Consider the following 25,850-nt stretch of genomic DNA (forward strand, 5'->3'; position numbering starts at 1 on the left):
GCCGACCGGCGCGGGCGCCGAGCAGATCGCCGCCCTCCCGACGGCACTCGCCACCGGCGAGCCGGAACTCGCCGTGCGCGGCACCCTGGCCCACGGACGACGGCTGACGCGTCCATCCCGTTCCACGGAGGCAGTTGAACAGCTGCCGGGCCGCCCATCCGGGCGGACGGCGCTGGTGACGGGTGGCACGGGCACGCTGGGCGGTCTGGTCGCGCGGCATCTGGTGACCGCGGCCCAGGCGGACGGTCTGGTGCTGACCAGTCGTTCCGGTCCGGCCGCCGCCGGGGTGGCCGTGCTGGCGGCGGAGTTGGCGCGGTCGGGTGCGTCGGTGGACGTGGTCGCCTGTGACACGGCGGACCGTGAGGCGCTGGCCGCGCTGCTGGCGGCGATTCCGGCGGGGCGTCCGCTGCGGAGCGTGATCCACACCGCCGGAGTGCTCGACGACGGGACGATTCCGTCGCTGACGCCCGAGCGGGTGGCCGCGGTGATGCGGCCGAAGGCCGACGGTGCCTGGCACCTGCACGAGCTCACCCGGGGTCTGGACCTGGACCGGTTCGTGCTGTTCTCCTCGGCCGCGGCGACGTTCGGCGTCCCGGGTCAGGGCAACTACGTGGCGGCCAACGCGTTCCTGGACGCGCTGGCGGCCGACCGGCGGGCGGCCGGACTGCCCGGCACCTCGCTGGCCTGGGGCCTCTGGGCGGAGGTCAGCGGCCTGACCGGGCAGCTCACCGACGCCGAGCGGTCCCGGATGACCCGGAGCGGGACCAGCGGGCTGAGCGCGGCCGAGGGCCTGGCCCTGATGGACCTGGCGCTCGGCCGGGACGAGGCGGTGCTGGTACCGGCCCGGCTGGACCTGGCCGGGCTGCGGTCCCAGGCGGCCCGCACCGGTGACGTCCCGCCGCTGTGGCGGGCACTGGCCGGCCGACCGGCCCGGCGCACCGCCGCCGCCTCCGACGGGGCGGGCGCGGACTCGCTGCGGCAGCGGCTCGCCGCGCTGCCCGCCGCGGACGGCGACCGGATGCTGCTGGACCTGGTCCGGGCGCACGTGGCGGCCGTGCTGGGGCACAGCTCCGCCGAGGCCGTCGAGCCCGGCCGGGCCTTCACCGACCTGGGCTTCGACTCGCTCACCGCCGTCCAGTTGCGCAACCGCCTCACCACCGGGACCGGACTGCGGCTGCCGGCCACCCTGGTCTTCGACTACCCGAACCCGGCCGTGCTGGCCGGGCACCTGCGGGGCCGGCTCGGCGGCGGAGCCTCGGCGGCCGTGGCGCCGCCGGCCCCGGTCGGGGCGGCGGCCCACGACGAGCCGATCGCGATCGTCGGCATGAGCTGCCGGTTCCCGGGCGGTGTGACGGGGCCCGAGGACCTCTGGCGGATGATCTCCGAGGGGCAGGACGCGATCTCGCCGTTCCCCGCCGACCGCGGCTGGGACCTGGACTCCCTCTACGACCCGGACGCCGCGCACATCGGCACCTCGTACACCCAGGCGGGCGGGTTCGTGCAGGACGCCAGCGCCTTCGACGCCGGGTTCTTCGAGATCAGCCCGCGTGAGGCGCTGGCCATGGACCCGCAGCAGCGGCTGCTCCTGGAGCTGTCCTGGGAGGCCATCGAGGGGGCCGGGATCGACCCGGTGTCCCTGCGCGGCAGCCAGACCGGCACCTTCGTGGGCGGCTACACCTCCGGCTACGAGATGAGCGTGCTGGCGCACGGCGGCGCGGAGGCCGAGGGCCACCTGATGACCGGGATCGCGACCAGCATCCTGTCCGGCCGGCTGGCCTACACCTTCGGCCTGGAGGGGCCGGCGGTCACGGTCGACACGGCGTGCTCGTCGGCGCTGGTGGCGCTGCACCTGGCGGCCCAGGCACTGCGGTCCGGCGAGTGCACGATGGCGCTCGCCGGGGGCGTGACGATCATGGCCACGCCGGGGACGTTCGTCGAGTTCTCCCGCCAGCGCGGGCTGGCCCCGGACGGCCGCTGCAAGGCGTTCGCCGCCGCGGCGGACGGCACCGGCTTCGCCGAGGGCGCGGGCGTGCTGGTGGTCGAGCGGCTGTCCGACGCGCAGCGCAACGGGCACCGGGTGCTCGCGGTGCTGCGGGGCAGCGCGACCAACCAGGACGGTGCGTCCAACGGTCTGACCGCCCCCAACGGGCCCTCGCAGCAGCGGGTGATCCGGGCCGCGCTGGCCAACGCCGGCGTCCGCGCCGACGAGGTCGACGTGGTGGAGGCGCACGGCACGGGCACCAGGCTGGGCGACCCGATCGAGGCCCAGGCGCTGCTGGCCACCTACGGCCAGGACCGGCCGGAGGACCGGCCGCTCTGGCTGGGGTCGGTGAAGTCCAACATCGGACACACCCAGGCCGCGGCCGGCATCGCCGGAGTGATCAAGATGGTGCTCGCCCTGTGGCACGGCCGGATGCCCGCCACGCTGCACGTCGACGAGCCCACGCCGCAGGTCGACTGGACGGAGGGCCGGGTGCGGCTGCTGACCGAGCCGGTGCCGTGGCAGCCGAACGGGCGGCCGCGCCGGGCGGGCGTCTCGTCGTTCGGGATCAGCGGTACCAACGCGCACGTCATCGTGGAGGAGGCCCCCGCGCCTGCCGCGCCCGTCGCCCCCGCCGCCCCGTCGGCAGCGCCGGCGGTGGTGCCGTGGGTGCTGTCCGGGCGGACCGAGGAGGCGCTGCGGGCCCAGGCCGGGCGGCTGCGCGACTTCCTCCTCGACCGGCCGGACGCGGACCCGGTGGACATCGGGTTCTCCCTGGCCACCACGCGCACGGTCTTCGACCACCGGGCGGTCGTGCTGGGCGCGGACCGGGACGGCCTGCTCGCGGGCCTCGCGGTGGCCGCCGCCGGCGTGCCCACCAGGGACGTGCTGACCGGCACCGCGACGGCGGGCCACCGGCCCGTGTTCGTCTTCCCCGGCAGCGAGTCCCGGTGGCTCGGCTGCGCCGCCGCGCTGCTGGACGAGGCGCCGGTCTTCGCGGACCGGATCGCCGCGTGCGAGCGGGACCTGGCCCCGTACGTGGACTGGAAGGTCACCGAGGTGCTGCGGGAGGGCCCGGCCGGTCCGGCGCTCGACCGCCCCGAGGTCCTCCAGCCGGTGCTCTGGGCGGTGATGGTGTCGCTGGCCGCGCTGTGGCGCTCGGCGGGCGTCCACCCGGCGGCCGTCGCGGGCCACGCGGTGGGCGAGGTCGCGGCCGCCCAGGTGGCCGGTGTGCTGTCACCGGCGGACGCGGCCCGGATCGCGGTGCTGACCGCCCGGTCGGCGGCCGGCGCGGCCGCCGACCGGGCGGAACTCGCCGCCGTCCGCCCGCGGGCGGGCACGGTGCCGCTGTTCTCCACCCGGGCGATGGCCTGGGCCGAGGGCGCCGGACTGGGCGCCGACCACTGGGTCCGGAGCCCGCAGGACACCCTGCCGGCCGAGGAGTTGGCGGCGGCCCTGGCCGACGGCGGCTTCGGTGCGTACATCGAGGTCAGCGCCGACCCGGTGCTCACCGCGGCTCTCGCCCGGGCCCTGGACGACCGGGGCCTGCGGGCCGGGGCGGGCGCCACCGTCACCGGGACGCTGCGCCACGGGGAAGGGGGCCTGCGGTCGTTCACCTCCGGTCTGGCCGCCCTCCACGTCCTCGGTGTCCCCGTGGACTGGGCCGCGGTCCTGGGCGGCGGGCGCCGCGTCGACCTGCCGACGTACGCGTTCCAGCGACAGCCCTACTGGCCGCAGCCGCCGGCCCGCAGGCCCGGTGCCGAACCGGTCGCGGCCGGCTCCGCCACCCCGGGCGAGCAGCGCTTCTGGGCCGCGCTGGAGGGCGGGGACATGGCCGCCCTGGCCGAAGTCCTCGGCCTGGCCGAGCCGTTGCGGGAGGACATGCCGCTGGGCACGGTGCTGGCGCGGCTCTCGACCTGGCGTCAGCAGGAGCGCGAGCAGGCGCCGCTCGACGGCCCCGACGGGTCCGCCGACGGCTCCGGTGACCTCGACTGGCTCCGGCAGCTGGCCGGCCTCGGCGAGGCCGAGCAGCGGGAGCTGGTGCTCGACCTGCTCCGCCAAGAGATCGCCACGATGCTCGGCTACGCGTCGGTCGATTCGGTCCGCCCGAACGGCGACGTGTTCGAGATGGGCATGACGTCCATGTCGGCCGTTCAACTGCGGGAAAGAATTACCGGGCTGACCGGCCTTAAGCTGCCGGAGGGCTTCATCTATGACCTCTATCTGCCGGAAGCGATCGCGGATTTCCTGCTCGGCGAGCTGACGGCGGTCCTCCGGGAAAGCGCCGACGGGCAATGAGCCGACGGGCCATGAGCCGGGGGCCGATGAGCGGCCCCCGGCGATCCGGGGCCGTGCCGGTGTCCGACCGGTTCTTCGAGGAAATGTTCCACGGGCTGTGCCGCAGGGAAACCAGCCGTCCGACTCCGAAGATGGGATGAGAAAGTGCCGAACGAGAACGCCTGGAGCGTCATAACCGCCCCGACGTCGAAGTCCCTTGTTCTCGGAATCGATTTCCCCGCCGCCGGGCGGCGCGAGGCCGGATTCGAGGACCTCGCACGGAAGATGGGCCCGGCCTGGGCCGGGCACGGGTTCCTGCAGACCACGCCCCCGCCGGTCCGCCTGGCCGACCGCCCGGCCGGCGACTACTACACCGAGCACTGGCTGAACGCCGGCGAGTGGGAGAAGTACGAGGTGGTGGCCGTGCTCGGCTACTGCGTCGGCGGCGTCTACGCCGGTGAGATCGCCGACCGCCTGGCGCAGCGTCAGGGCACCGCGCCCAAGGTGATCCTGTTCGACCCGCAGGTCACCGACCTGCAGCTGCTGGAGTCCGAGATCCACAAGATGATCGCGCTGGCCGGCCCGGTCTTCACCGCGGAGGAGGCGGAGCACGCCCGCGAGCGGGCCGCCGAGATCGTCGGGACCCCGTCGATCGGCCTGCTCGACGCCGCCGTAGAGATCGTCGGCCTCTACCGCGAGATGGCCTCCATCGCCTTCCGGCGGATCGGTCTCGCCGACGCCCGCCGGGACGAGGTCGTGCTGCTCTTCGAGTCGTACATGACGTGGCTCTCCGCCGCCTCCCAGATCGACCCGAGCCGGGCCTGGGGCGAGGCGCTCGCCGTCACTTCCTCCGACTACGCGGAGCTGGAGCGGACCGGCGCGGCGACGGTGGTCAACGCCAGCAAGGTGCTGGGCCGGCGGCTCTCGCTGGAGATCGGCCACGTCGACCTCCTGCGGGACGACTCGACGGTCCGGCTCCTCCTCGACAACGCCGAATTCTGAGGGCGATGAACTCCGACCTGGGCGCGTCCGGCCGGCCGCCGGAACCGGACCGCGCGAACGCACCGACGAACGCTCCGACTACCGCGACGACGAACGCACCGACGACCTCGGCGCCGACCGCGACGACGAGCAAGGAGAAGGCCCTCTGGCTGCTGGAGCAGCTGGTCCCGGAGACCGGGGTCAACAACCTGGGGCTGGCCCTCCAGGTGAGCGGGCGGCTGCGGCCGGACGCGCTGCGGGCGGCCCTGGCGATCGTGGTCGGCCGGTACGAGGTGCTGCGGACCGTCTACCGCACCACCGGGGCGGACCTGGTCAAGGAGGTCGTCCCCGCGAGCGGGTTCGCCGTGGAGATCGAGCCGCTCGACCTGTCGGGCGACCCGGTGGAGCGGCAGCTGACCGCGTTCGCGGACCGGCCGTTCCGGCTCGACGGCCGGCCGCTGGTCAGGATCGGGCACGCCGTCCGTCCGGACGGCGACGTGCTCTGCGTGGCCGTGCACCACCTGGTCTTCGACATGGTCTCGGTGGCCCTGTTCCTCCAGGCGTTCATCCCGGTCTACGACGCGATCGCGGCGGGCCGGCCGGTGCCGCCGCAGGCCACCGCACCGGCCCCGGCGCTCGCCGAGCCCGAGCCGCGGCCCGCCGACCTCGCCTACTGGCGGGAGACCCTGGAGGGCTTCGACCCGGCCGGGCTGGAGCTGTGGTGCGGCACCCCGCGCGACCGGCAGCCGCGGCTGCGGGGCGAGACCGCGAGCCGCGCGCTCTCCCCCGGGGCGCAGCAGGCCGTGCTGCAGTTGCAGCGCGCGGTCAGGGCGCCGCTCGGCGCGGTGATGCTGGCCGCCTACGCGGCCCTCCTCGCGGCGCACGGCGCCGGACCGGACCTCGTCATCGGCTCCCCGGTCAACGTCCGCGGGGCGAACACCGCCGCCATCGGCTACCACGTCAACGTCGTGCCGATCCGGATCCGGGTGGACCTCGCCGAGGGCTTCCGGGCGCTGGCCCGGCAGGCCCGGGACGCGTTCCTCGGGGCGATGGCCCACGCCGACACCCCGGTCGACGAGCTGACCGGGGAGCTGCCGGGGATCGGTACGTCCTGGCAGACCCAGCTCTTCCGCCACCTGTTCAACTTCCTGCCCGAGGCGCCGGCCGGCGAGCTGTCGGTCGGCGGCATGGCGGCCCGGGTGCTGACGGTGGAGAACCCGCACAGCAAGTTCGACCTGGAGCTGGTCGGCTCGCCGTCCCGGGCGGAGATCGTGTTCCGCCACTCCGAGACGCTGGCCCCGGCCGAGGTCGAGGCGATGCTGGACCGGTTCGACGCCCTGCTGGTCGCGGCCGCGCAGGACCCGGACCGGCCGCTCGCCGGGACGGCGGGCTGGAGCGACGCCGACCGCCGGGCCGTCGACCGGGCCGACGGGACGGCCGCCCCGGCCGTGCGCCCGACGGTGCCCGCGGCGTTCCGGGCCTGGGCGGAGAAGACACCCGAGGCCCCGGCCGTGACCGACGGCGACCACGGCGTGGACTACCGGCAGGTGGACGGGGCGGCATCCGCCGTCCGCGCGCTGCTGGCCGGTGCCGGCATCGGGCCGGGCGACACGGTGGCGATCGCCGTGCCGCGGCGCGAGGCCGCGGCCGCCGCCCTCGGCGTCTGGCGGGCCGGCGCCGTCTGCCTGCCGCTCGACGCCGGACACGACCCGTCCTGGCTGACCCGGCAGCTCACCCACGCGCGGGCGAAGGCCGTCCTCACAGGGACGGGTGTCCGGCTGCCCGACGGCGCCGACCTGCCGCCGGTCCTGACGTCGGCCGACGCCCCTGCGCCCGGTCCCGCCGGACCGGACGCGGACGCCGAACCGACCGGGCCCGCCTGCGTGTTCTACACCTGCGGGGAGGCCGGTGAACCGGTCGCCACCGTGCTCAGCCACGCGGGCCTCGCGGACGCGGTCGGCCACTTCGCGGCCGAGCTCGGCGTCGGGCCCGGCACCGGTGTCCCGGCGCTCGCCGCGCCGGCCGGCTTCGACGCGCTCTTCGAGACCTTCCTGGCGCTGGGCGCGGGCGGCCGCTGCGTGGTCCTGCCCGATGGGGCCCGGACCGACGCGATCGCCCTCCGGGCCGCCGCCGACGGGCTCGACGCGACCGTCGTCGTCGTCCCGCCGGGCACCCCGGCCCGCCTCCTGGCGGACCCGGCCGGGCAGCTGCCCGGACTGACGGTACTGGCCAGGGGCGACGAGCTGACCGCCGAGGTGGCGGAGCGGCTCCTCGCGGCCGGCTGCCGGCTGCACAGCGGCCTCGGCATTCCGGGGACCACCGGCTGGGTGCTGTCCGGCCGGGTGGAGAGCCCCGACGGGCTGACCCGGGGGCGGCCGGTGGCCGGCACCCGGGCCTTCGTCACCGCCCCCGACGGGCGCGAGCTGCCCGTCGGACTGCGCGGTGAACTCCGCCTCGCGGGAACGGCTTCGGCCCCGAGCGGGCCGGACGGTCCGGCGGTCGCGACCGACGCACGGTACGGGCGCCACCACCGCACCGGCGAACTCGCCCGCCGGCGGTCCGACGGGGCGATCGAGTGGCTCGGCCGGGCCGACCACCGGGTCACCACCGAGGACGGCCCGGTCGACCTCGGCCGCGTGGAGGCCGACCTGCTCGGCCGGGCGGGGGTGACGGCGGCCGCCGCGCTGGCCGTGCCGCGGCCCGACGGCGGGCACACCGTCGTCGCCTTCGCCGAGACGACCACCGAGGCGTCCACCGACCCGACCACCGAGGCGTCCACCGACCCGACCACCGACCCGACCACCGACCCGACCACCGACCCGGCCCCCGGGACAGTCGCCGACCCGGCCGTTGCCCTGGGCACGGCCACCGACACCGGCGCCCCCGCCGGGTCCCGGCTGTTCGTCCGCCTGGCCGCGCTGCCCAGGACACCGGACGGCCGCCCCGACCACGAGGCCCTCCGCGCGCTGGCCCGCAAGGCCGTCGAGCAGGGCGCCGACCGGCCGGACCCGGCGGAGGACGACGCGCTCGTCCGCAGCCTCGTCGGGATCTGGGGGCAGCTGCTGAGCACCGGCGCCACGGCACAGACGAACTTCTTCGACTCGGGCGGCCACTCGCTGCTCGCGGCCGTCCTGGCGCAGCGGGTCGAAGAGCTCACCGGCAGGAACCTCGAACTCGCCGACGTGTTCAAGCACCCGACCCCCGCCGCTCTCGCCGCGCTGCTGCGCGCCTGAGCGGCGGACCACACCGGGCCGCGTCACCACGACCGGGCCGGCCGACAGGAACCGGCTCACGAAACAGCAGGGAAGAATCCATGAGCACTGCTCTTGAGGAGCACCGCCTCGCCATCATCGGCGCCGGTGTGATGGGTACCAACATCTCGGCGCTCGCCCTCGGCCACGGCGTCTCCGTCGTCCTGGTCGACGTCGACGAGACCGTGCTGGAGACGGCCCGGCAGACCATCCGGCAGAAGCTGCGGCACGCCCAGCTCATGGGCGTCCTGCCGGCCGACCGCCCGCAGGGCACGCTGACCACCAGCGTCAACCTCGACGACATCGCCGAGGCCACCACCGTGGTCGAGGCCGTCACCGAGGTCGACAAGGTCAAGCAGGAGGTGCTCTCCGCGGCCTCCCGGGTCGTGACGCCCGGCACCACCCTGATCTCCAACACCTCGTGCATCCCGATCGACGAGATGGCCGAGTGGATCGTGCGCCCCGAGGACCTGGTGGGCGTGCACTTCATGAACCCCTCCTACATGATCAAGATGGTCGAGGTCATCCGCGGCCCGCGCACCGACCCGGCCGTCCTGGAGCAGGCCACCGAGCTGCTCACCGTCCTCGGCCGCGAGGCACTCGTCATCGAGGACTCGGCGGGCTTCGTGATCAACCGCCTGCTCCACCCGCTGATCAACACCGCGGCCATGCTCGTCCAGGAGGGCGTCGCCTCCGTCGAGGTCGTCGACGGCCTGCTGGAGGGCTGCCTCGGCCACTCCACCGGCCCGCTGCGCACCGGCGACCTGATCGGCCTGGAGAACCTGGTCGACTCGCTCAACGTGCTCTACGAGCGCCGCGGTGACGAAAGCTGCCGCCCCTGTGACCTCCTGCTCGAAAAGGTGCGGGACGGCCACCTCGGCCGGAAGACCGGCCGGGGCTTCTACGACTACGGAAAGGTCGCGTCATGACCGTCCACGGGGACAACACTCCGCTGACCGCTGAGACCCTCCAGAAGGAGATCCTCGGCTTCCTCGCCGAGCGCATCAAGACCGACGTCGAGCTGGACCAGGACCTCTTCGCCTCCGGCGTGGTCTCCTCGATGTTCGCCATGCAGCTCGTCGTCCACCTGGAGGACGCCTACGACATCGCCATCGTCGGCGGCGACCTCAAGCTCGACAACTTCCGCACCGTCGGGGGCATGGCCGGCCTCGTGCTGCGCCTGCGCGGCGACGCGGTGGCGGCCGGGAATGCCTGACCGACCGGCCGACGAGCGCGCCCTCATCGGCGAGCTCGTCGGCTCCCGGGCCGGCTCCTGGGACGTCGCGGGCGAACTGCCCCTCGACGTGCTGCGCACGCTCGGCGCCAAGGGCCTGCTGTGCGCGCAGGTGCCGGCCTCCTACGGCGGCCTCGGGCTGAGCAGCCAGGACAACGGCGAACTCACCGCGTACGTGGGGAGCTTGTGCAGCTCCCTGCGGTCCATCATGACCTCGCAGGGCATCGCGGCCTGGACCATCCAGCGCTTCGGCGACCGCGAGCAGCGGCGCACCTTCCTGGCGGAGCTGACCGGCGGGAAGCTCACCGCGGTCGGCTTCAGCGAGCCGGGGGCCGGCAGTGACCTGGCGGCCATGCGCACCCGGATCAAGGCCGACGGCGACGGGTTCGTCATCGACGGCGAGAAGAAGTGGGTCACCGGCACCCGGTACGCCGACTTCGTCGTCGTCATCGGCCGGCAGGGGGACAGCGACGGCGCGGCCGCCGCGATCGTCCCCGTCGACGCGCCGGGCGTGCACATCGACCTGGTACCCCAGCCGATGGGCTGCCGGGCCGCCGGCCACGCCAACATCCGCCTGGACAACGTCCGGCTGCCGGCCACCCATGTGCTGGGCGGCGGCGGACAGCCCCTGTCGATGCTCTTCACCACGGCGCTCTCCTACGGGCGGGTGTCGATCGCGTGGGGCTGCGTCGGCATCCTGCAGGCCTGCCTGAGCGCCGCCACCCGGCACGTGAAGCACCGGCACCAGGCGGGCGTGGCGCTCGCCGAGCACCAACTCGTCCGCGGGCACCTCGCGGAGCTGCTCGTCGCCGAGCAGGTCTCGCGGCGCAGCTGCGAGCACGCCAGCCGGCAATGGGACTCCGCCGCCCCGGACATGGGGCTCACGGCGGTCCTCGCCAAGCACGTCAGCGCGAACCACGCGGCCCGCGGCGCCGCCACCGCGGTCCAACTGCTCGGATCGACCGGTGCCGAGGACGGCCACGTGGTGGCCCGCGCGTTCCGGGACGCCAAGCTCATGGAGCTCATCGAAGGCAGCAACGAGATCTGCCGGCTGATCCTGGCGGACCACGCCCTGTCGATTTCCGACTGACGTCCATCCGACCGAAGTCCGACCGAAAGCTGGTAGGAGACCCCCGTGGCTGAGAAGCCAACCCTCGTGAAGTGCCTGGTCTGGGACCTGGACAACACCGTCTGGGACGGCACGTTGCTGGAGGACCCGACCGTCGAACTGTTCCCCGGAATCCACGACACCATCGTCGAGCTCGACTCCAGGGGAGTCCTGCACTCGGTGTCGAGCAAGAACGACCACGACCTCGCCTGGAAGCGGCTCGAAGACCTGGGCCTCGCCGAGTACTTCGTGCATCCCCAGATCGGGTGGGGGCGCAAGTCCGACGCGGTCAGGCTGATCGCCGAGCGGCTGAACTTCGCGGAGACGGCCGTCGCCTTCATCGACGACCTGCCCACCGAGCGCGCCGAGGTCAACTACCACGCGCCCGACATCCGTTGCTACCCGGCCGAGCGGGCGGCCGAGCTGACCGCACTGCCCGAGTTCAGCCCCGAGATCGTCACGGTCGACGCCCGGCGCCGCCGGGAGATGTACCAGGCGAGCTTCCGCCGGGACGCCGAGAAGGACACCTTCAGCGGCCCCGACGAGGAGTTCCTGCGCACCCTCGACCTCGTCATGGAGATCAAGCGCGCCGACCAGGAGGACATCTCCCGGGTCGAGGAACTGACCCTGCGCACCAGCCAGATGAACGCGACCGGCGTCCACTACTCGGACGCCGCGCTGCGTGCGCTGCTGGTCGACCCGGACCACGAGGTCCTGACCGTCAACCTCACCGACCGCTTCGGTCCGCACGGCGCCGTGGGCGTGCTCCTCCTGGAGCGCCACGCGGATCTGTGGCACCTCAAGCTCCTCGCGACCTCGTGCCGCGTGGTGACCTTCGGTGCCGGCGCGGTCATCCTCAACTGGCTGATCGACCAGGCGGCCCGTTCCGGCGCCCACCTCGTCGCCGACTTCCGGCGCACCGAGCGCAACCGCATGATGGACATCGCCTACCGGTTCGCGGGCTTCGCCGACGACCCCTGCGCCTGCCAGGCCGTCCTCGGCGAGCCCGCCGGGGAGGGCGTCCAGCGCCTGCACCTGGTCGCGGACCGCCGCGAGGGGCCGACGACGATGCGGCTGGACTCGCCCGAACTCGCCGCGGCCGCCTCCGAGAAGGACGCCGCCGCCCGAGGGTGAGCGGTACCGGGACTCCCCGGCCGAACGGAAAGGCGCGCCGATCAACCGGCGCGCCTTTCTCGGTTGAACACGTGGTCCTCCGGACGGACCGGCTCATATCCTGACCGTCGGGGGCTCCGGCGGGCCATTTCCCGGATTTCCTCGCACAGCTCCAGTGCGGTTCTTCGACGCAGCTTTCTGTGCGGCCGTTCTGTTCAGCCCTTTTGCATTGCTGTTTCTCCTTGGCTGAAAGACATTCGACCAGGTATCGCACTCCCAGACTCCGGAATGCCGAGGGATTTGTGAACGAGACTGATGGGCCGGCCCTGACGGAACGTGCCGCAGCCGGTGCGGAGCCGTTGGCGATCGTCGGCATGAGCTGCCGCTACCCCGGCGGGGTCCGTTCGCCCGAGGACCTGTGGAGCCTGCTGGCCGAGCGCCGGGACGCCCTCTCCGACTTCCCCGCGGACCGGAACTGGAACCTCGAATCCCTCTACGACGCCGACCCGGAGAGCGCCGGGAGGACCTACCTCACCCGGGGCGGCTTCCTCGACGACGCCGCCGGTTTCGACGCCGCCTTCTTCGGCATCCCGCCGCGCGAGGCGCTGGCGATGGACCCGCAGCAGCGGCTGCTGCTGGAGACCTCGTGGGAGGCCCTGGAGCGCTCCGGCATCACCCCGTCCGCGATCCGGGGCACCCGGACCGGCGTGTTCGTGGGCGCCGAGCCGAGGGAGTACGGCCCCCGGCTGCACGAGGCGCCCGAGGGCGTGAAGGGCTACCTGCTCACCGGCACCACGACCAGCGTGATGTCCGGCCGGATCTCCTACCTGCTCGGGCTGCACGGGCCGTCCCTCACGGTGGACACCTCCGCCTCGAGCTCCCTGGTCGCCATCCACCTCGCCGTGCAGGCGCTGCGGTCCGGCGAGTGCTCGCTGGCGCTCGCCGGCGGCGTGTCCGTGATGGCCACCCCGGGAAACTTCGTCGCGTTCAGCGGGCTGCGGGCGCTGTCCTCGGACGGCGTCTGCCGCCCGTTCTCGGCCGCCGCCGACGGCACCGTCTGGTCCGAGGGCGCCGGCCTGATCGTCCTGGAGCGGCTGTCCGACGCCCTGCGCAACGGCCACTCCGTGCTGGCCGTGCTGCGCGGCTCGGCGATCAACTCCGACGGGACCAGCGACGGCCTGACCGCCCCGAACGGCCGCGCCCAGCAGGCGGTCATCCGCCGCGCCCTGGCGAACGCGAGCCTGTCCGCCGCCGACGTCGACGCGGTGGAGGCACACGGCACGGGCACCCGGGTCGGCGACCCGATCGAGGCAGGCGCACTGCTCGCCACCTACGGCCGGGAGCGCCCGGAGGGCCGGCCGCTGTGGCTCGGCTCGGTGAAGTCCAACATCGGGCACACCCAGGCGGCCGCCGGTGTGGCCGGCGTGATCAAGATGGTGCTGGCGCTCCAGCACGGCGAGTTGCCCGCGATGCTGCACGCGGAGGAGCCGTCGCCGCAGGTGGACTGGTCGGCGGGTGCGGTGCGGCTGCTGGCCGAGCCGGTGCCGTGGCCTGCCGGGGAGCACACGCGGCGCGCGGGCGTGTCGGCGTTCGGGATCAGTGGGACCAACGTCCACGTCGTCCTGGAGGAGGCACCGCCGGCTGTCGAGGCCGCCGAGGTGCCCGACGTGGCGCCGGTCCTCCCGGGCGCCGGTGCGTGGCTGGTCTCGGGCCGGACGGCCGAGGGGCTGACGGCCCAGGCGGAGCGGCTGCACGACTGGGTGACGGCCCGGCCGCCAGTGGAACCGGCGGACCTGGCGGCGTCGCTGGCGACCACCCGGGCGACGTTCGAGCACCGGGCGGTCGTGCTCGGGACCGAGCGCGCCGAGCTGGTGGCCGGCCTGGCGAGCCTGGCTGCCGGGACGCCCTCGGGTTCGGTGGTGTCGGGTGTGGCGCGGCCGGGTGCCCGGGTGGGTCTGGTCTTCGCCGGTCAGGGGTCGCAGTGGGTCGGGATGGGCCGGGGTCTGTACGAGGGCAGTGCGGTCTTCGCCGAGGTCTTCGACCGGGTGTGCGGGCTGCTGGAGCTGGAGTTGGGTGTCTCGGTCCGGGACGTCGTGCTCGGCGCCGAGGGTGTGGACGAGGCGCTGGCGCAGCAGACGCTGTATGCGCAGGCCGGTCTGTTCGCCTTCGAGGTCGCCGTCGCGGCGGTGCTGGAGGCTGCGGGCGTGACGCCGGACGCGGTGGTCGGTCACTCGGTGGGCGAGGTCGCGGCCGCGTATGTGGCCGGGGTGCTGGCGCTGCCGGACGCGGTGCGGCTGGTGGCGGCGCGGGCTCGGTTGATGCAGGCGCTGTCGGCGGGCGGGGCGATGGCGGCGGTCAACGTCTCGGAGTCCGAGGTGCTGGCCGAGCTGGTGCCCGGTGTGGTGATCGCGGCGGTCAACGGCCCGGAGTCCGTGGTGGTTTCGGGTGAGGTCGAGGCCGTCGATCAGGTGGTGGAGCTGTGGCGGGAGCGGGGCCGCCGGGTGCGGCGGCTGCGGGTCTCGCACGCCTTCCACTCCCCGGCGATGGACCCGGTGATCGACGAACTCACCGCCGTCGCGGCCGGGTTGGAGTACCGCCGCCCGAACGTGATGTGGGCGGGCGCGCTCACCGGTGAACTGGTCACCGAGCCCGAGGCGGGCTACTGGCCGGCGCAGACCCGCCAGGCGGTGCGCTTCGCCGATGCGGTGGCGACGCTGGCCCGCGAGGGCGTCTCGGTGTTCGTCGAGGTCGGCCCGGACGGGTCACTCTCCTCGCTCGGCGCGGACATCGTGGCCGGCACCGCGAAGGACGAGCCCGACTTCGTCCCGCTCCAGCGGCGCGACGACGAAGGCACCACGAGCCTGGTGACGGGCCTGGCCCGCGCCTTCGTGCACGGCGTGCCGGTGGACTGGCGTGCGGTCCTGCCCACCGGGAGGCCGGTGGAGCTGCCGACGTACGCCTTCCGGCACAAGCGCTTCTGGCTCGACAGCGGCCCCTCCGCGCAGGTGATGGAGCTGCCGCACGCGGCGGACGACACGGCCGGGGCGCCTCCCCTCGACGCCGCCGAGGGCTTGCTGCGCCGGCTCGCGGGCCTGTCGCGGCCCGAGCAGGACCAGGTGGTCCTCGACCTGATCGCGGCGCACGCCGCGGCCGTCCTCGGACACCCCTCCGCGCAGGCGCTCGACCCCGCGCACACCTTCAAGGAACTCGGCTTCGACTCGGTGACCGGGGTCGAGCTGCGCAACCGGCTGAGCAGCGCGGTCGCCCTGCGGCTGCCCACCACACTGATCTTCGACTACCCGACCCCGGTGGCACTGTCCGAGTACCTGCGGGCGCAGACGCTGGGGCACACCGACGACACCACGGCGGCGGCCCGGACGGCAGCGGCCGCCGACGAGCCGATCGCGATCGTGGCGATGAGCTGCCGCCTCCCCGGTGACGTCAGCGCCCCCGAGCAGCTCTGGGACCTGCTGGCCACCGGCGGCGACGCGGTCGGCGAACTCCCCACCGACCGCGGCTGGGACCTCTCGCAGCTCTTCGACCTGGACGCGGAGCGAGCCGGCACCTTCTACACGCGCGGCGGCGGATTCATCACCGGAGCCGGGGAGTTCGACGCCGGGTTCTTCGGGATCAGCCCGCGTGAGGCGCTGGCGATGGACCCGCAGCAGCGGCTGCTCCTCGAACTGTCCTGGGAGGCCTTCGAGCGGGCGGCCATCGACCCCAGGCGGCTGCGCGGCTCGGCGACCGGCGTCTTCGTGGGCGCCTCCTCGTCCGGCTACGGCGCCAACGCGCCCGAGGAGCTCGAAGGGCACCTCCAGTCGGGCATCGCGCCCAGCGTGATCTCCGGCCGGGTGGCCTACACGCTCGGCCTCGAAGGGCCGGCGCTCACCGTCGACACGGCGTGCTCGTCCTCCCTGGTGGCACTGCACCTGGCAAGCCAGTCGCTGCGGTCGGGGGAGTGCTCGCTGGCGCTGGCGGGCGGCGTCACCGTGCACGCCACCACGGCGTGGCTCGCCTGGTTCAGCCGGCAGCAGGGCCTCGCGGCGGACGGCCGCTGCAAGGCGTACTCGGAGCAGGCCGACGGCATGGGTATGGCCGAGGGCGCCGGCATCGTCGTGCTGGAGCGGTTGTCGGACGCGCTGCGCAACGGTCACAAGGTGCTCGCGGTGGTGCGGGGTTCGGCGGTGAACCAGGACGGCGCGTCCAACGGTCTGACGGCGCCGAACGGGCCGTCGCAGCAGCGGGTGATCCGGGCGGCGCTGGCGGGCGCCGGGTTGTCGGCGGCCGAGGTGGACGTGGTCGAGGGCCACGGCACCGGGACCAGGTTGGGTGACCCGATCGAGGCGCAGGCGCTGCTGGCGACGTACGGCCAGGACCGGCCGCAGGGCCGGCCGCTGCTGCTCGGCTCGCTGAAGTCCAACATCGGGCACACCCAGTGGTCCTCGGGTGTCGCGGGCGTGATCAAGATGGTGCTCGCCCTGCAGCACGAGCAGGTGCCCCAGACGCTGCACGCCGACGAACCCTCCTCGCACGTGGACTGGGAGGCGGGCGCGGTCCGGCTGGCGACATCGGCGGTGGCCTGGCCGCACTCCGAGGAGCGGCCGCGACGCGCGGGTGTGTCGTCGTTCGGCATCAGCGGGACCAATGCGCACGTGATCATCGAGCAGGCGCCGGTGCAGGACGCTCCGGTGGCCCGTGCCGGTGGTGTTGACCTGCCGGTGGTGCCGTGGTCCCTTTCGGGGCGGTCGGCGGAGGGTCTTGCCGGGCAGGCGGAGCGGTTGGCGGCGTTCGTTGAGCGCTCCGATGCTGATGTTCTTGACGTGGGTTGGTCGTTGGTGGTGTCGCGGGCGGCGTTGGAGCAGCGGGCGGTGGTGCTGGGCTCGGACCGCGAGGAGCTGCTGGCCGGTCTTGCGGCGTTGGCCGGGGGCCGTGAGGTTCCGGGTGTGGTGACCGGGTCGGTGGGCGGTGCGGGCAAGGTCGGGTTCGTGTTCACCGGCCAGGGTGCGCAGCGCGTCGGTATGGGGCAGGGCCTCTACCAGGCGTTCCCGGTGTTCGCCGAGGCGTTCGACGCGGTGTGCGCGGGTCTGGCTGAGCACTTGGACGGCTCGCTGGCGGGTGTGATTCGGGGTGAGGGCCCGATCGATGAGACGGGGTGGGCGCAGCCCGCGCTGTTCGCGGTCGAGGTGGCGCTGTTTCGTCTGCTGGAGTCGTGGGGTGTGAGTCCGCAGGTGGTGGCCGGTCATTCGATCGGTGAGCTGGCGGCGGCGCATGTGGCGGGGGTGTGGTCGCTGGAGGACGCCTGTGCGGTGGTGGCCGCGCGTGGTCGGCTGATGCAGCAACTGCCTCCCGGTGGTGCGATGGTGGCCGTCGAGGCCACGGAGGAGCAGGTTCTCGAAGCGATCGCGGGTCGTACTGGTGTCGGTATTGCCGCGGTGAACGGCCCCAAGGCTGTGGTGATCTCGGGCGTCGAGGACGAAGTGCTGCAGGCCGCCGCCCAGTTGGCTCAGGTGGGCGCGCGCACGAAGCGTCTCCAGGTTTCCCACGCGTTCCACTCGCCGCTGATGGAGCCGATGCTGGAGGAGTTCGCTCGCGTCGTCGCCGCCGTCAGCTACCGCACGCCCAAGCTGGCGATGGTTTCCGCCCTGACCGGTCTCCCGGTGACGGACGAGGTCACGGACCCGGCCTATTGGGTGAAGCATGTCCGCGAGGCGGTCCGCTTCCACGACGCCGCGCAGGCCCTTCGCGCCGCCGGTGTGCGGACGTTCGTGGAGATCGGGCCCGACGGTGTGCTGTCCGGCATGGGCCCGCAGACCCGCACGGACGACCAGGGCGAGCCCGAGGTCTGGCTGCCGCTGCTCCGTCGCGGCCGTGACGAGCCCCGCGCCCTGTTCACCGCGCTTGCGAAGCTCTTCGTGCGGGGTGTGCCGGTCGCCTGGGAGCAGGTCTACGCGGACACCGGTGCCCAGCAGGTCGACCTGCCCACCTACGCCTTCCAGCGTCAGCGCTACTGGTTGACCGCGACGGCGGGCAGCCGCGCCGAGGACCTCGGTCTGGAGAACCCGGGACACCCGCTGCTCGGCGCCGCCGTCACCCTGCCGGCCACCGGTGGCGTGGTCCTGACCGGGCGACTGTCATTGGCCGCACAGCCCTGGCTGGCCGATCACGTGGTGGCCGGGCAGGTCGTCGTCCCCGGCGCCGCGCTGGTCGAGATGGCCGTGCGCGCGGGCGACGAGGCCGGCTGCACCCGGGTCGAGGAGCTGGTCATCGAGGCGCCGCTGGTCCTCCCGGCGCAGGGTGGCGTCCGGGTCCAGGTGACGGTGGACGGTCCCGACGAGTCCGGTCGCCGGGAGCTCGGTGTCTATGCCCAGGCCGAGGAGGCCGCGCCCGACGGGGAGTGGACCCGGCATGCGTCGGGCACGCTGTCGGTCGCCACGGCGTCGGCCGACAGCCTGCCGGCCGAGTGGCCCCCGGCAGGCGCCGAGGCGGTGGATCTCGAAGGGTTCTACCCGGCGCTGGCCGCCAGCGGCCTCGCCTACGGACCGGCGTTCCAGGGGATGCGGGCGGCCTGGCGGCGCGGCGAGGAGCTGTTCGCCGAGGTCGCGCTGCCGGACGGCGTGAGCGCCGCCGACTTCGGGCTGCACCCCGCCCTGCTGGACGCCGCCCTGCACGTGATCGTGGGCACGGGCGAGCGCCGGGACCGGCTTGAGGTCCCGTTCTCCTGGGGGAACGTCGACCTGCATGCCACCGGCGCCGCCCTGGCCCGGGTCCGGGTGACCCCGGAGCTGACCGGTGAGGGCGTGTCGCTGACCCTGGCCGACGCGACGGGCGCGTTGATCGCCTCGGTCGGTTCGCTGGTCCTGCGGCCCTTCGCGGGCGCCGCGGCACCCGCGAGCGACGGCCTGTTCGGCGTGGAGTGGGTCCCGGCTGCCCTGGACGGCGCCGCGACGGAGGGCGGCCGGTGGGCCGTCCTCGGGACCATGGAACTGCCGGGCGCGGAGTCGTTCCCGGATCTGGCGGCGCTGGTGGCGTCGGCGGAGCCGGCCCCCGAGGTCGTGGCGGTGCGGGTCGTGCCGGAGCCGGGTGACGTCCCGGCCGGGGCTCGTCGTGCAGCCGCCGACGTGCTGGGTCTGGTGCAGGAGTGGCTGGCGGCGGAGTCCCTGTCCGCGTCCCGTCTGCTGGTGGTGACCGAGCGGGCCGTCGACGCCGGTCCGGAGGCGCCGACGGAGGTCGCGGCCGCTCCGGTGTGGGGTCTGGTCCGGGTGGCGCAGGCGGAGAATCCGGGCCGGATCGTCCTCGCCGATGTCGAGGACGCCTCCATGGAGGTGCTGCGCCAGGGTGTGGCCTCCGGTGAGCCGCAGTTCGCGGTGCGGGCCGGCCAGCTGCGGGTGCCCCGGCTGGCGCGCGTCGCGGAGGGGTTGCCGGTCCCGGCGGAGCGGGTGTGGAGCCTGGGCTTCCACGAGCGCGGCACGCTGGAGAACCTCACCCTGCTGGGTGGCGAGGAAGCGGGTGCGCTCGACGCCGGTCAGGTGCGGGTCGCCCTGCGTGCGGCGGGCGTGAACTTCCGCGATGTGCTCAACGTGCTGGACATGTACCCGGGTGACGCGGGCCGGCTGGGCCTGGAGGGCGCCGGTGTCGTGCTGGAGGTCGGTCCGGGCGTGACCGGGCTCCGGCCGGGCGATGCGGTGATGGGCCTGTTCACGGGCGCGTTCACCACCGAGGCGGTGACCGACCAGCGGCTGCTGGCCCCGGTGCCGTCCGGATGGACGATGGCGGAGGCGGCCGGTGCGCCGCTGGTGTTCCTGACCGCCTGGTACGCGCTGGTGGAGCTGGCCGGCCTGCGGCGGGGCGAGCGGGTGCTGGTCCACGCCGCCGCCGGTGGCGTGGGCATCGCGGCGGTGCAACTGGCCCGGCAGCTGGGGGCGGAGGTGTTCGCGACCGCGTCGCCCGCCAAGTGGGCGGCGGTGCGCGGACTGGGTGTCGGTGCGTCGCACATCGCGTCGTCCCGCACGACCGACTTCGAGGAGACCTTCCGGACCGCGTCCGCCGGCCACGGGGTGGACGTGGTGCTGGACTCCCTGGCCGGGGAGTTCGTGGACGCGTCGCTCCGGCTGACCCGCGCGGGCGGCCGGTTCGTCGAGATGGGCAAGACCGACATCCGGGACCCGGAGCAGGTGCGCCGCGACCACGGGGTCGCCTACCGGGCGTTCGACCTGCTGGACCTGGACCCGGACGTGCTCGGCCGGATGCTGCGGTCGCTGACCCTGCTGTTCGAGGAGGGCGCCCTGCGGCCGCTGCCGGTGGCCTGCTGGGACGCACGCCGCGCGGTGGACGCCTTCCGGTTCCTGAGCCAGGCGCGGCACATCGGCAAGGTCGTCCTGACGCTGCCCGCGACGGCCGCCGGGGCGGGCACGGTCCTGGTGACCGGCGCGTCCGGTGCGCTGGGCGGTCTGGTGGCCCGGCACCTCGCCGAGAGCGGGCGGGCCGAGCACCTGGTGCTGGTCTCGCGTCGTGGCATCGAGGCCGCCGGGATGCCGGAGCTGGTCGCCGACCTGGAGGCGCTGGGCGCCGAGGTCACGGTGGCGGCCTGCGACGTGGCCGACCGCGACGAGCTCGCGGCCGTCCTGGCGGGCGTGCCGCTGACGGGCGTCGTGCACGCCGCCGGGATCGTCGACGACGGGATCGCGGCCTCGCTGAGCCCGGAGCGGGTGGCGGCGGTGATGCGGCCGAAGGCCGACGCGGCCTGGCACCTGCACGAGCTGACCCGCGGCCTCGACCTGGACATGTTCGTCCTGTTCTCCTCGATCGCCGGCGTCTGGGGCAACCCGGGCCAGGCCAACTACGCGGCCGGGAACACCTTCCTGGACGCGCTGGCGGCCTCCCGCCGCCGGGCCGGTCTGCCCGCCGCGTCCCTGGTGTGGGGGCCGTGGGAACACGGCATGACCGCCAAGCTCGACCGGGCCGACTGGCAGCGGATGTCCCGCCAGGGGCTGAAGCCGCTGCCCGCGGCCGACGGTCTCGCCATGCTGGACACGGCGGCCCGCGCCGCCGACGCCCTGACGGTGACGGCCAAGCTGGACCTCGCCGCTCTGCGCCGCTCGGGCGAGGTCCCGCCCTTCCTGTCCGGTCTGGTCCGAACCGGGCATGCGGGCCCGCCCGCCCGGCGCACGGCCGGCGGTCCGGCCGCCGACGGCCGGAACGCACTGAGCACCAGGCTCCTGGCGCTCGACCCCGCCGAGCGGACCGCCGCCGTCCTCGACGTGATCGCGGCGCAGGCCGCCCTGGTGCTGGGCATGGCCGGACCGGAGAGCATCGAGGCCGGCCGAGCCTTCCGCGAGACCGGCTTCGACTCGCTGACCTCCGTGGAACTGCGCAACCGGCTGAACTCGGCGACGGGCCTTCGCCTGTCGGCGACGACGGTCTTCGACTACCCGACGCCGGCGGCACTGGCCGGGTTCATGCTGGGCGAGCTGGTCGGCGCGGCCGAGCCCGGCCCGGCGGGGGCCGCGCCCGCGGTCACGGCCGGCGTGCCCGCCGACGAGGACCCGGTGGTCATCGTCGGCATGGGATGCCGGTTCCCCGGCGGAGTGTCGTCCCCCACCGAGTTCTGGGAGCTGCTGGAGGCGCGCCGCGACGCGATCGGTCCGTTCCCGACGGACCGCGGCTGGGCGCCGGACGTCCACGATCCGGACCCGGAGGCGGTCGGCAAGAGCCTGTCCGGCGAGGGCGGATTCCTTTACGACGCCGGGGAGTTCGACGCCGGGTTCTTCGGGATCAGCCCGCGCGAGGCGATCGCGATGGACCCGCAGCAGCGACTGCTGCTGGAGACGTCGTGGGAGGCGCTGGAGGACGCCGGGATCGACCCGAACACACTACGCGGCTCCGCGACCGGTGTCTTCGCCGGCCTGATCTACCACGACTACCTGCCGTTCGGCGCGGTGTCCGAGAACGTCGAGGGCTATGCCGGCACCGGCGGCTCGGGCGGGGTCGCCTCCGGGCGGGTGGCGTACGCGCTGGGGCTGGAGGGCCCGGCGGTGACGGTGGACACGGCGTGTTCGTCGTCGCTGGTGGCGCTGCACCTGGCCTGCCAGTCGCTGCGCTCGGGGGAGAGCACGCTGGCCTTCGCCGGCGGCGTCAACGTGATGTCGACGCCCGGCACCTTCATCGACTTCACCCGGCAGGGCGGTCTGGCCGCTGACGGGCGCTGCAAGGCGTTCGCGGAGTCCGCGGACGGCACCGGGTGGGGCGAGGGCGTCGGCGTCCTGGTGCTGGAGCGGCTGTCGGACGCACGCCGTAACGGTCACAAGGTGCTCGCGGTGGTGGCCGGTACGGCGGTCAACCAGGACGGCGCGTCCAACGGTCTGACGGCACCGAACGGGCCGTCGCAGCAGCGGGTGATCCGGGCCGCGCTGGCCGGCGCCGGGTTGTCCGCGGCCGACGTGGACGTGGTCGAGGCCCATGGCACCGGCACGCGGTTGGGTGACCCGATCGAGGCACAGGCGCTGCTGGCGACCTACGGCCAGGGGCGACCGGAGGACCGGCCGCTGCTCCTGGGGTCCGTGAAGTCGAACATCGGGCACGCGCAGGCGGCCGCCGGCGTGGCGGGTGTCATCAAGATGGTCGCGGCGATGCAGCGCGGTGTGGTGCCGGCGACCCTGCATGTGGACGCGCCGTCCTCGCACGTGGACTGGGAGGCGGGCGCGGTCCGGCTGGTCACCGAGGCGCGGCCGTGGCCGGATGCCGGGCATCCCCGGCGCGCGGGCGTGTCCTCGTTCGGGTTCTCCGGGACCAACGCGCACGTGATCATCGAGCAGGCACCGGTGCAGGACGCTCCGGTCGCCCGTTCCGGTGGTGTTGGCCTGCCGGTGGTGCCGTGGTCCCTCTCGGGGCGGTCGGCGGAGGGTCTTGCCGGTCAGGCGGAGCGGTTGGCGGCGTTCGTTGAGCGTGCTGATGCTGATGCTGATGTCCTGGACGTGGGTTGGTCGTTGGCGGTGTCGCGGGCGGCGCTGGAGCAGCGGGCGGTGGTGCTGGGCTCGGACCGCGAGGAGTTGCTGGCCGGTCTTGCGGCGTTGGCCGAGGGCCGTGAGGTTCCGGGTGTGGTGACCGGGTCTGTGGGCGGTGCGGGCAAGGTCGGGTTCGTGTTCACCGGCCAGGGTGCGCAGCGCGTTGGCATGGGGCAGGGGCTCTACCAGGCGTTCCCGGTGTTCGCCGATGCGTTCGACGCGGTGTGTGCGGGTCTGGCCGAGCACTTGGACGGTTCCCTCGCCGCCGTGATTCGGGGTGAGGGCCCGATCGATGAGACGGGGTGGGCGCAGCCCGCGCTGTTCGCCGTTGAGGTGGCGCTGTTCCGTCTGCTGGAGTCGTGGGGTGTGAGTCCGCAGGTGGTGGCCGGTCATTCGATCGGTGAGCTGGCGGCGGCGCATGTGGCGGGGGTGTGGTCGCTGGAGGACGCCTGTGCGGTGGTGGCCGCGCGTGGCCGGCTGATGCAGCAACTTCCCTCCGGCGGTGCCATGGTGGCCGTCGAGGCGACCGAGAGCGAGGTCCTCGAAGCGATCGCGGGCCGGACTGGTGTCGGTATCGCCGCGGTGAACGGACCTCGCGCGGTGGTGATCTCGGGCGTCGAGGACGAAGTGCTGCAGGCCGCCGAACAATTGGCCGCATCCGGCGCACGTACGAAGCGCCTTCAGGTCTCGCACGCGTTCCACTCGCCGCTGATGGAGCCGATGCTGGAGGAGTTCGCCCGCGTCGTCGCCGCCGTCAGCTACCGCGTGCCCAAGCTGGCGATGGTTTCCGCCCTGACCGGTCTCCCGGTGATGGACGAGGTCACGGACCCGGCCTACTGGGTGAAGCACGTCCGCGAGGCGGTCCGCTTCCACGACGCCGCGCAGTCCCTGCGTGCGGCCGGTGTGCGGACGTTCGTGGAGATCGGGCCCGACGGTGTGCTGTCCGGCATGGGCCCGCAGACCCGGATCGACACCGAGGGCGAGGCAGCCGCCGAGGTCTGGCTCCCGCTGCTGCGCCGGGGCCGTGACGAACCCCGCGCTCTGCTCACCGCCCTCGCGAAGCTCTTCGTGCGCGGTCTGGCGGTCGCGTGGGGCGAGGTCTTCGCGGGCACCGGCGCCCAGCGGATCGACCTGCCCACCTATGCCTTCCAGCGTCAGCGTCACTGGCTGCCGGCCGCTGCCGCCCCGGTGGACGCGGCCGGGCTGGGCCAGTCACCGGCGCGTCATCCGCTGCTGGGTGCGGCGGTGACCCTGCCGGCCAGTGGGGGTCTCGTGCTGACCGGGCGGCTGTCGCTGGCCGGACAACCGTGGCTGGCCGATCACGTGGTCGCCGGGCAGGTGGTCCTGCCGGGGACGGCGCTGGTCGAGATGGCCGTGCGGGCCGGAGACGAGACCGGGTGCGGGCGGGTCGAGGAACTGGTGATCGAGGCGCCGTTGGTGCTGCCCTCCCAAGGGGCGGTCCGGGTGCAGGTCACGGTGGACGAGGCGGACGAGTCCGGCCGCCGTGCCGTGGCCGTCTACGCCCAGGCCGAGGACGCGGCGTTCGGGGAGGAGTGGACCCGTCATGCGTCGGGAACGCTGACGCCGGTCGCGCCGGAGGCGGGGGAGGCGCTGACCGAGTGGCCGCCGGCGGGTGCCGAGGCGGTGGACCTCGAAGGCTTCTACCCGGCCCTGGTCGACAGCGGTCTCGCCTACGGTCCGGTGTTCCAGGGGGTGCGTGCGGCGTGGCGGCGCGGCGAGGAGCTGTTCGCCGAGGTCGCGCTGCCGGACGGTGTCAGCGCGTCCGGGTTCGGGCTGCACCCCGCGTTGCTGGACGCCTCCCTCCACGTGATCGTGGGCACGGGCGAGCGCCTGGCGCGGCCGGAAGTGCCGTTCGCCTGGGGCGATGTGGTCGTCCATGCCGCGGATGCGGCGGCTGCCCGGGTGCGGGTCACGCCTTCGGGTGAGGGCGTGTCGCTGACCCTCGCCGATGCCACGGGTGCGTTGATCGCCTCGGTGGGTTCGGTGGTCCTGCGCCCCTTCGCAGCGGTGGCGGCGCCGGCCCATGGTGACCTGTTCGGTGTGGAGTGGGTTCCGGCTGACCTGACCGGCCCCGCGACGGAGGGCGGTCGGTGGGCTGTCCTCGGGACGGCGGAGCTGGCGGGTGCGGAGTCGTTCCCGGATCTGGCCGCGCTGGTGGCGTCGGCGGAGGCCGTGCCCGATGTGGTGGTGGTGCGGGTCGTGCCGGACGCCGTGGACGAGGTCCCGGCTGCGGCTGGTCGTACGGCTGCCGGTGTGCTGGGTCTGGTGCAGGAGTGGTTGGCGGCGGAGTCCCTGGCCGGGTCCCGTTTGCTGGTGGTGACGGACCGAGCGGTGGACGCCGGTCCGGAGGCGCCGATGGATGTCGCGGCTGCCCCGGTGTGGGGTCTGGTCCGGGTGGCGCAGGCGGAGAACCCGGACCGGATCGTTCTCGCCGACGTCGACGAGATGTCCGCAGAGTGGTTGCGCCTGGGTGTGGCCTCGGGTGAGCCGCAGTTCGCGGTGCGGGCCGGCCAGGTGCGTGTACCCAGGCTGGTGCGGGTGCCGTCGACGCCTGCCGCCGACTCGGGTGGTCGTCCGGGCACGGTGCTGATCACCGGTGCGTCCGGTGTGTTGGGTGGTCTGGTGGCCCGCCGTCTCGCGGAGAGCGGGCATGCCGAGCACCTGGTCCTGCTGTCGCGTCGGGGCATCGAGGCCGGCGGGATGCCGGAGCTGGTGGCCGATCTGAAGGGGCTGGGTGTCGAGGTCACGGTCGCGGCCTGTGACGTGGCCGATCGCGAGGAACTCGCCGACGTCCTGGCGGGTGTGCCGCTGACGGGTGTCGTCCACGCGGCCGGGATCGTCGACGACGGGCTCGTCGCCTCGCTGACCCCGGAGCGGTTGGCGG

8 protein-coding genes are annotated in these 25,850 nt (G+C 74.2%); all 8 read left to right on the forward strand.

All coding sequences use genetic code 11. The annotated features are described in order from the left end of the window. Positions 1-175: 175 nt before the first annotated feature. Positions 176-4,279 carry an SDR family NAD(P)-dependent oxidoreductase gene (locus ABZ495_RS34455; protein WP_359839841.1) on the forward strand — a complete coding sequence of 1,368 codons (4,104 nt, stop codon included), beginning with the start codon at positions 176-178 and terminating at the stop codon, positions 4,277-4,279. 144 nt (positions 4,280-4,423) lie between these two features. Continuing rightward, positions 4,424-5,260 carry a hypothetical protein gene (locus ABZ495_RS34460; protein WP_352296726.1) on the forward strand — a complete coding sequence of 279 codons (837 nt, stop codon included), beginning with the start codon at positions 4,424-4,426 and terminating at the stop codon, positions 5,258-5,260. Between the two features lie 5 nt (positions 5,261-5,265). Further along, positions 5,266-8,472, forward strand: coding sequence for a condensation domain-containing protein (locus tag ABZ495_RS34465; RefSeq protein ID WP_359839843.1), 3,207 nt, complete (start codon positions 5,266-5,268; stop codon positions 8,470-8,472). A gap of 80 nt (positions 8,473-8,552) precedes the next feature. Beyond that, positions 8,553-9,419: a 3-hydroxyacyl-CoA dehydrogenase family protein gene (locus tag ABZ495_RS34470; protein WP_329490248.1), complete on the forward strand. Its 867-nt coding sequence runs from the start codon at positions 8,553-8,555 to the stop codon at positions 9,417-9,419. Further along, complete coding sequence (locus tag ABZ495_RS34475; protein ID WP_329490249.1) at positions 9,416-9,706, forward strand: acyl carrier protein; 291 nt, start codon at positions 9,416-9,418, stop codon at positions 9,704-9,706. The genes ABZ495_RS34470 and ABZ495_RS34475 overlap by 4 nt, the downstream gene beginning before the upstream one ends. Next, complete coding sequence (locus ABZ495_RS34480; RefSeq protein ID WP_329490250.1) at positions 9,699-10,814, forward strand: acyl-CoA dehydrogenase family protein; 1,116 nt, start codon at positions 9,699-9,701, stop codon at positions 10,812-10,814. The genes ABZ495_RS34475 and ABZ495_RS34480 overlap by 8 nt, the downstream gene beginning before the upstream one ends. Positions 10,815-10,859: 45 nt before the next feature. Next, entirely contained in the window at positions 10,860-11,966 is a 1,107-nt protein-coding gene (locus ABZ495_RS34485; RefSeq protein ID WP_359839845.1) for an HAD-IIIC family phosphatase, read from the forward strand. 281 nt (positions 11,967-12,247) lie between these two features. Continuing rightward, a partial coding sequence (locus ABZ495_RS34490) for an SDR family NAD(P)-dependent oxidoreductase (RefSeq protein WP_359839847.1) occupies positions 12,248-25,850 on the forward strand: 13,603 nt, incomplete at its 3' end.

The organism is Kitasatospora sp. NPDC005748 (assembly GCF_040630735.1).
GTDB lineage: Bacteria > Actinomycetota > Actinomycetes > Streptomycetales > Streptomycetaceae > Kitasatospora.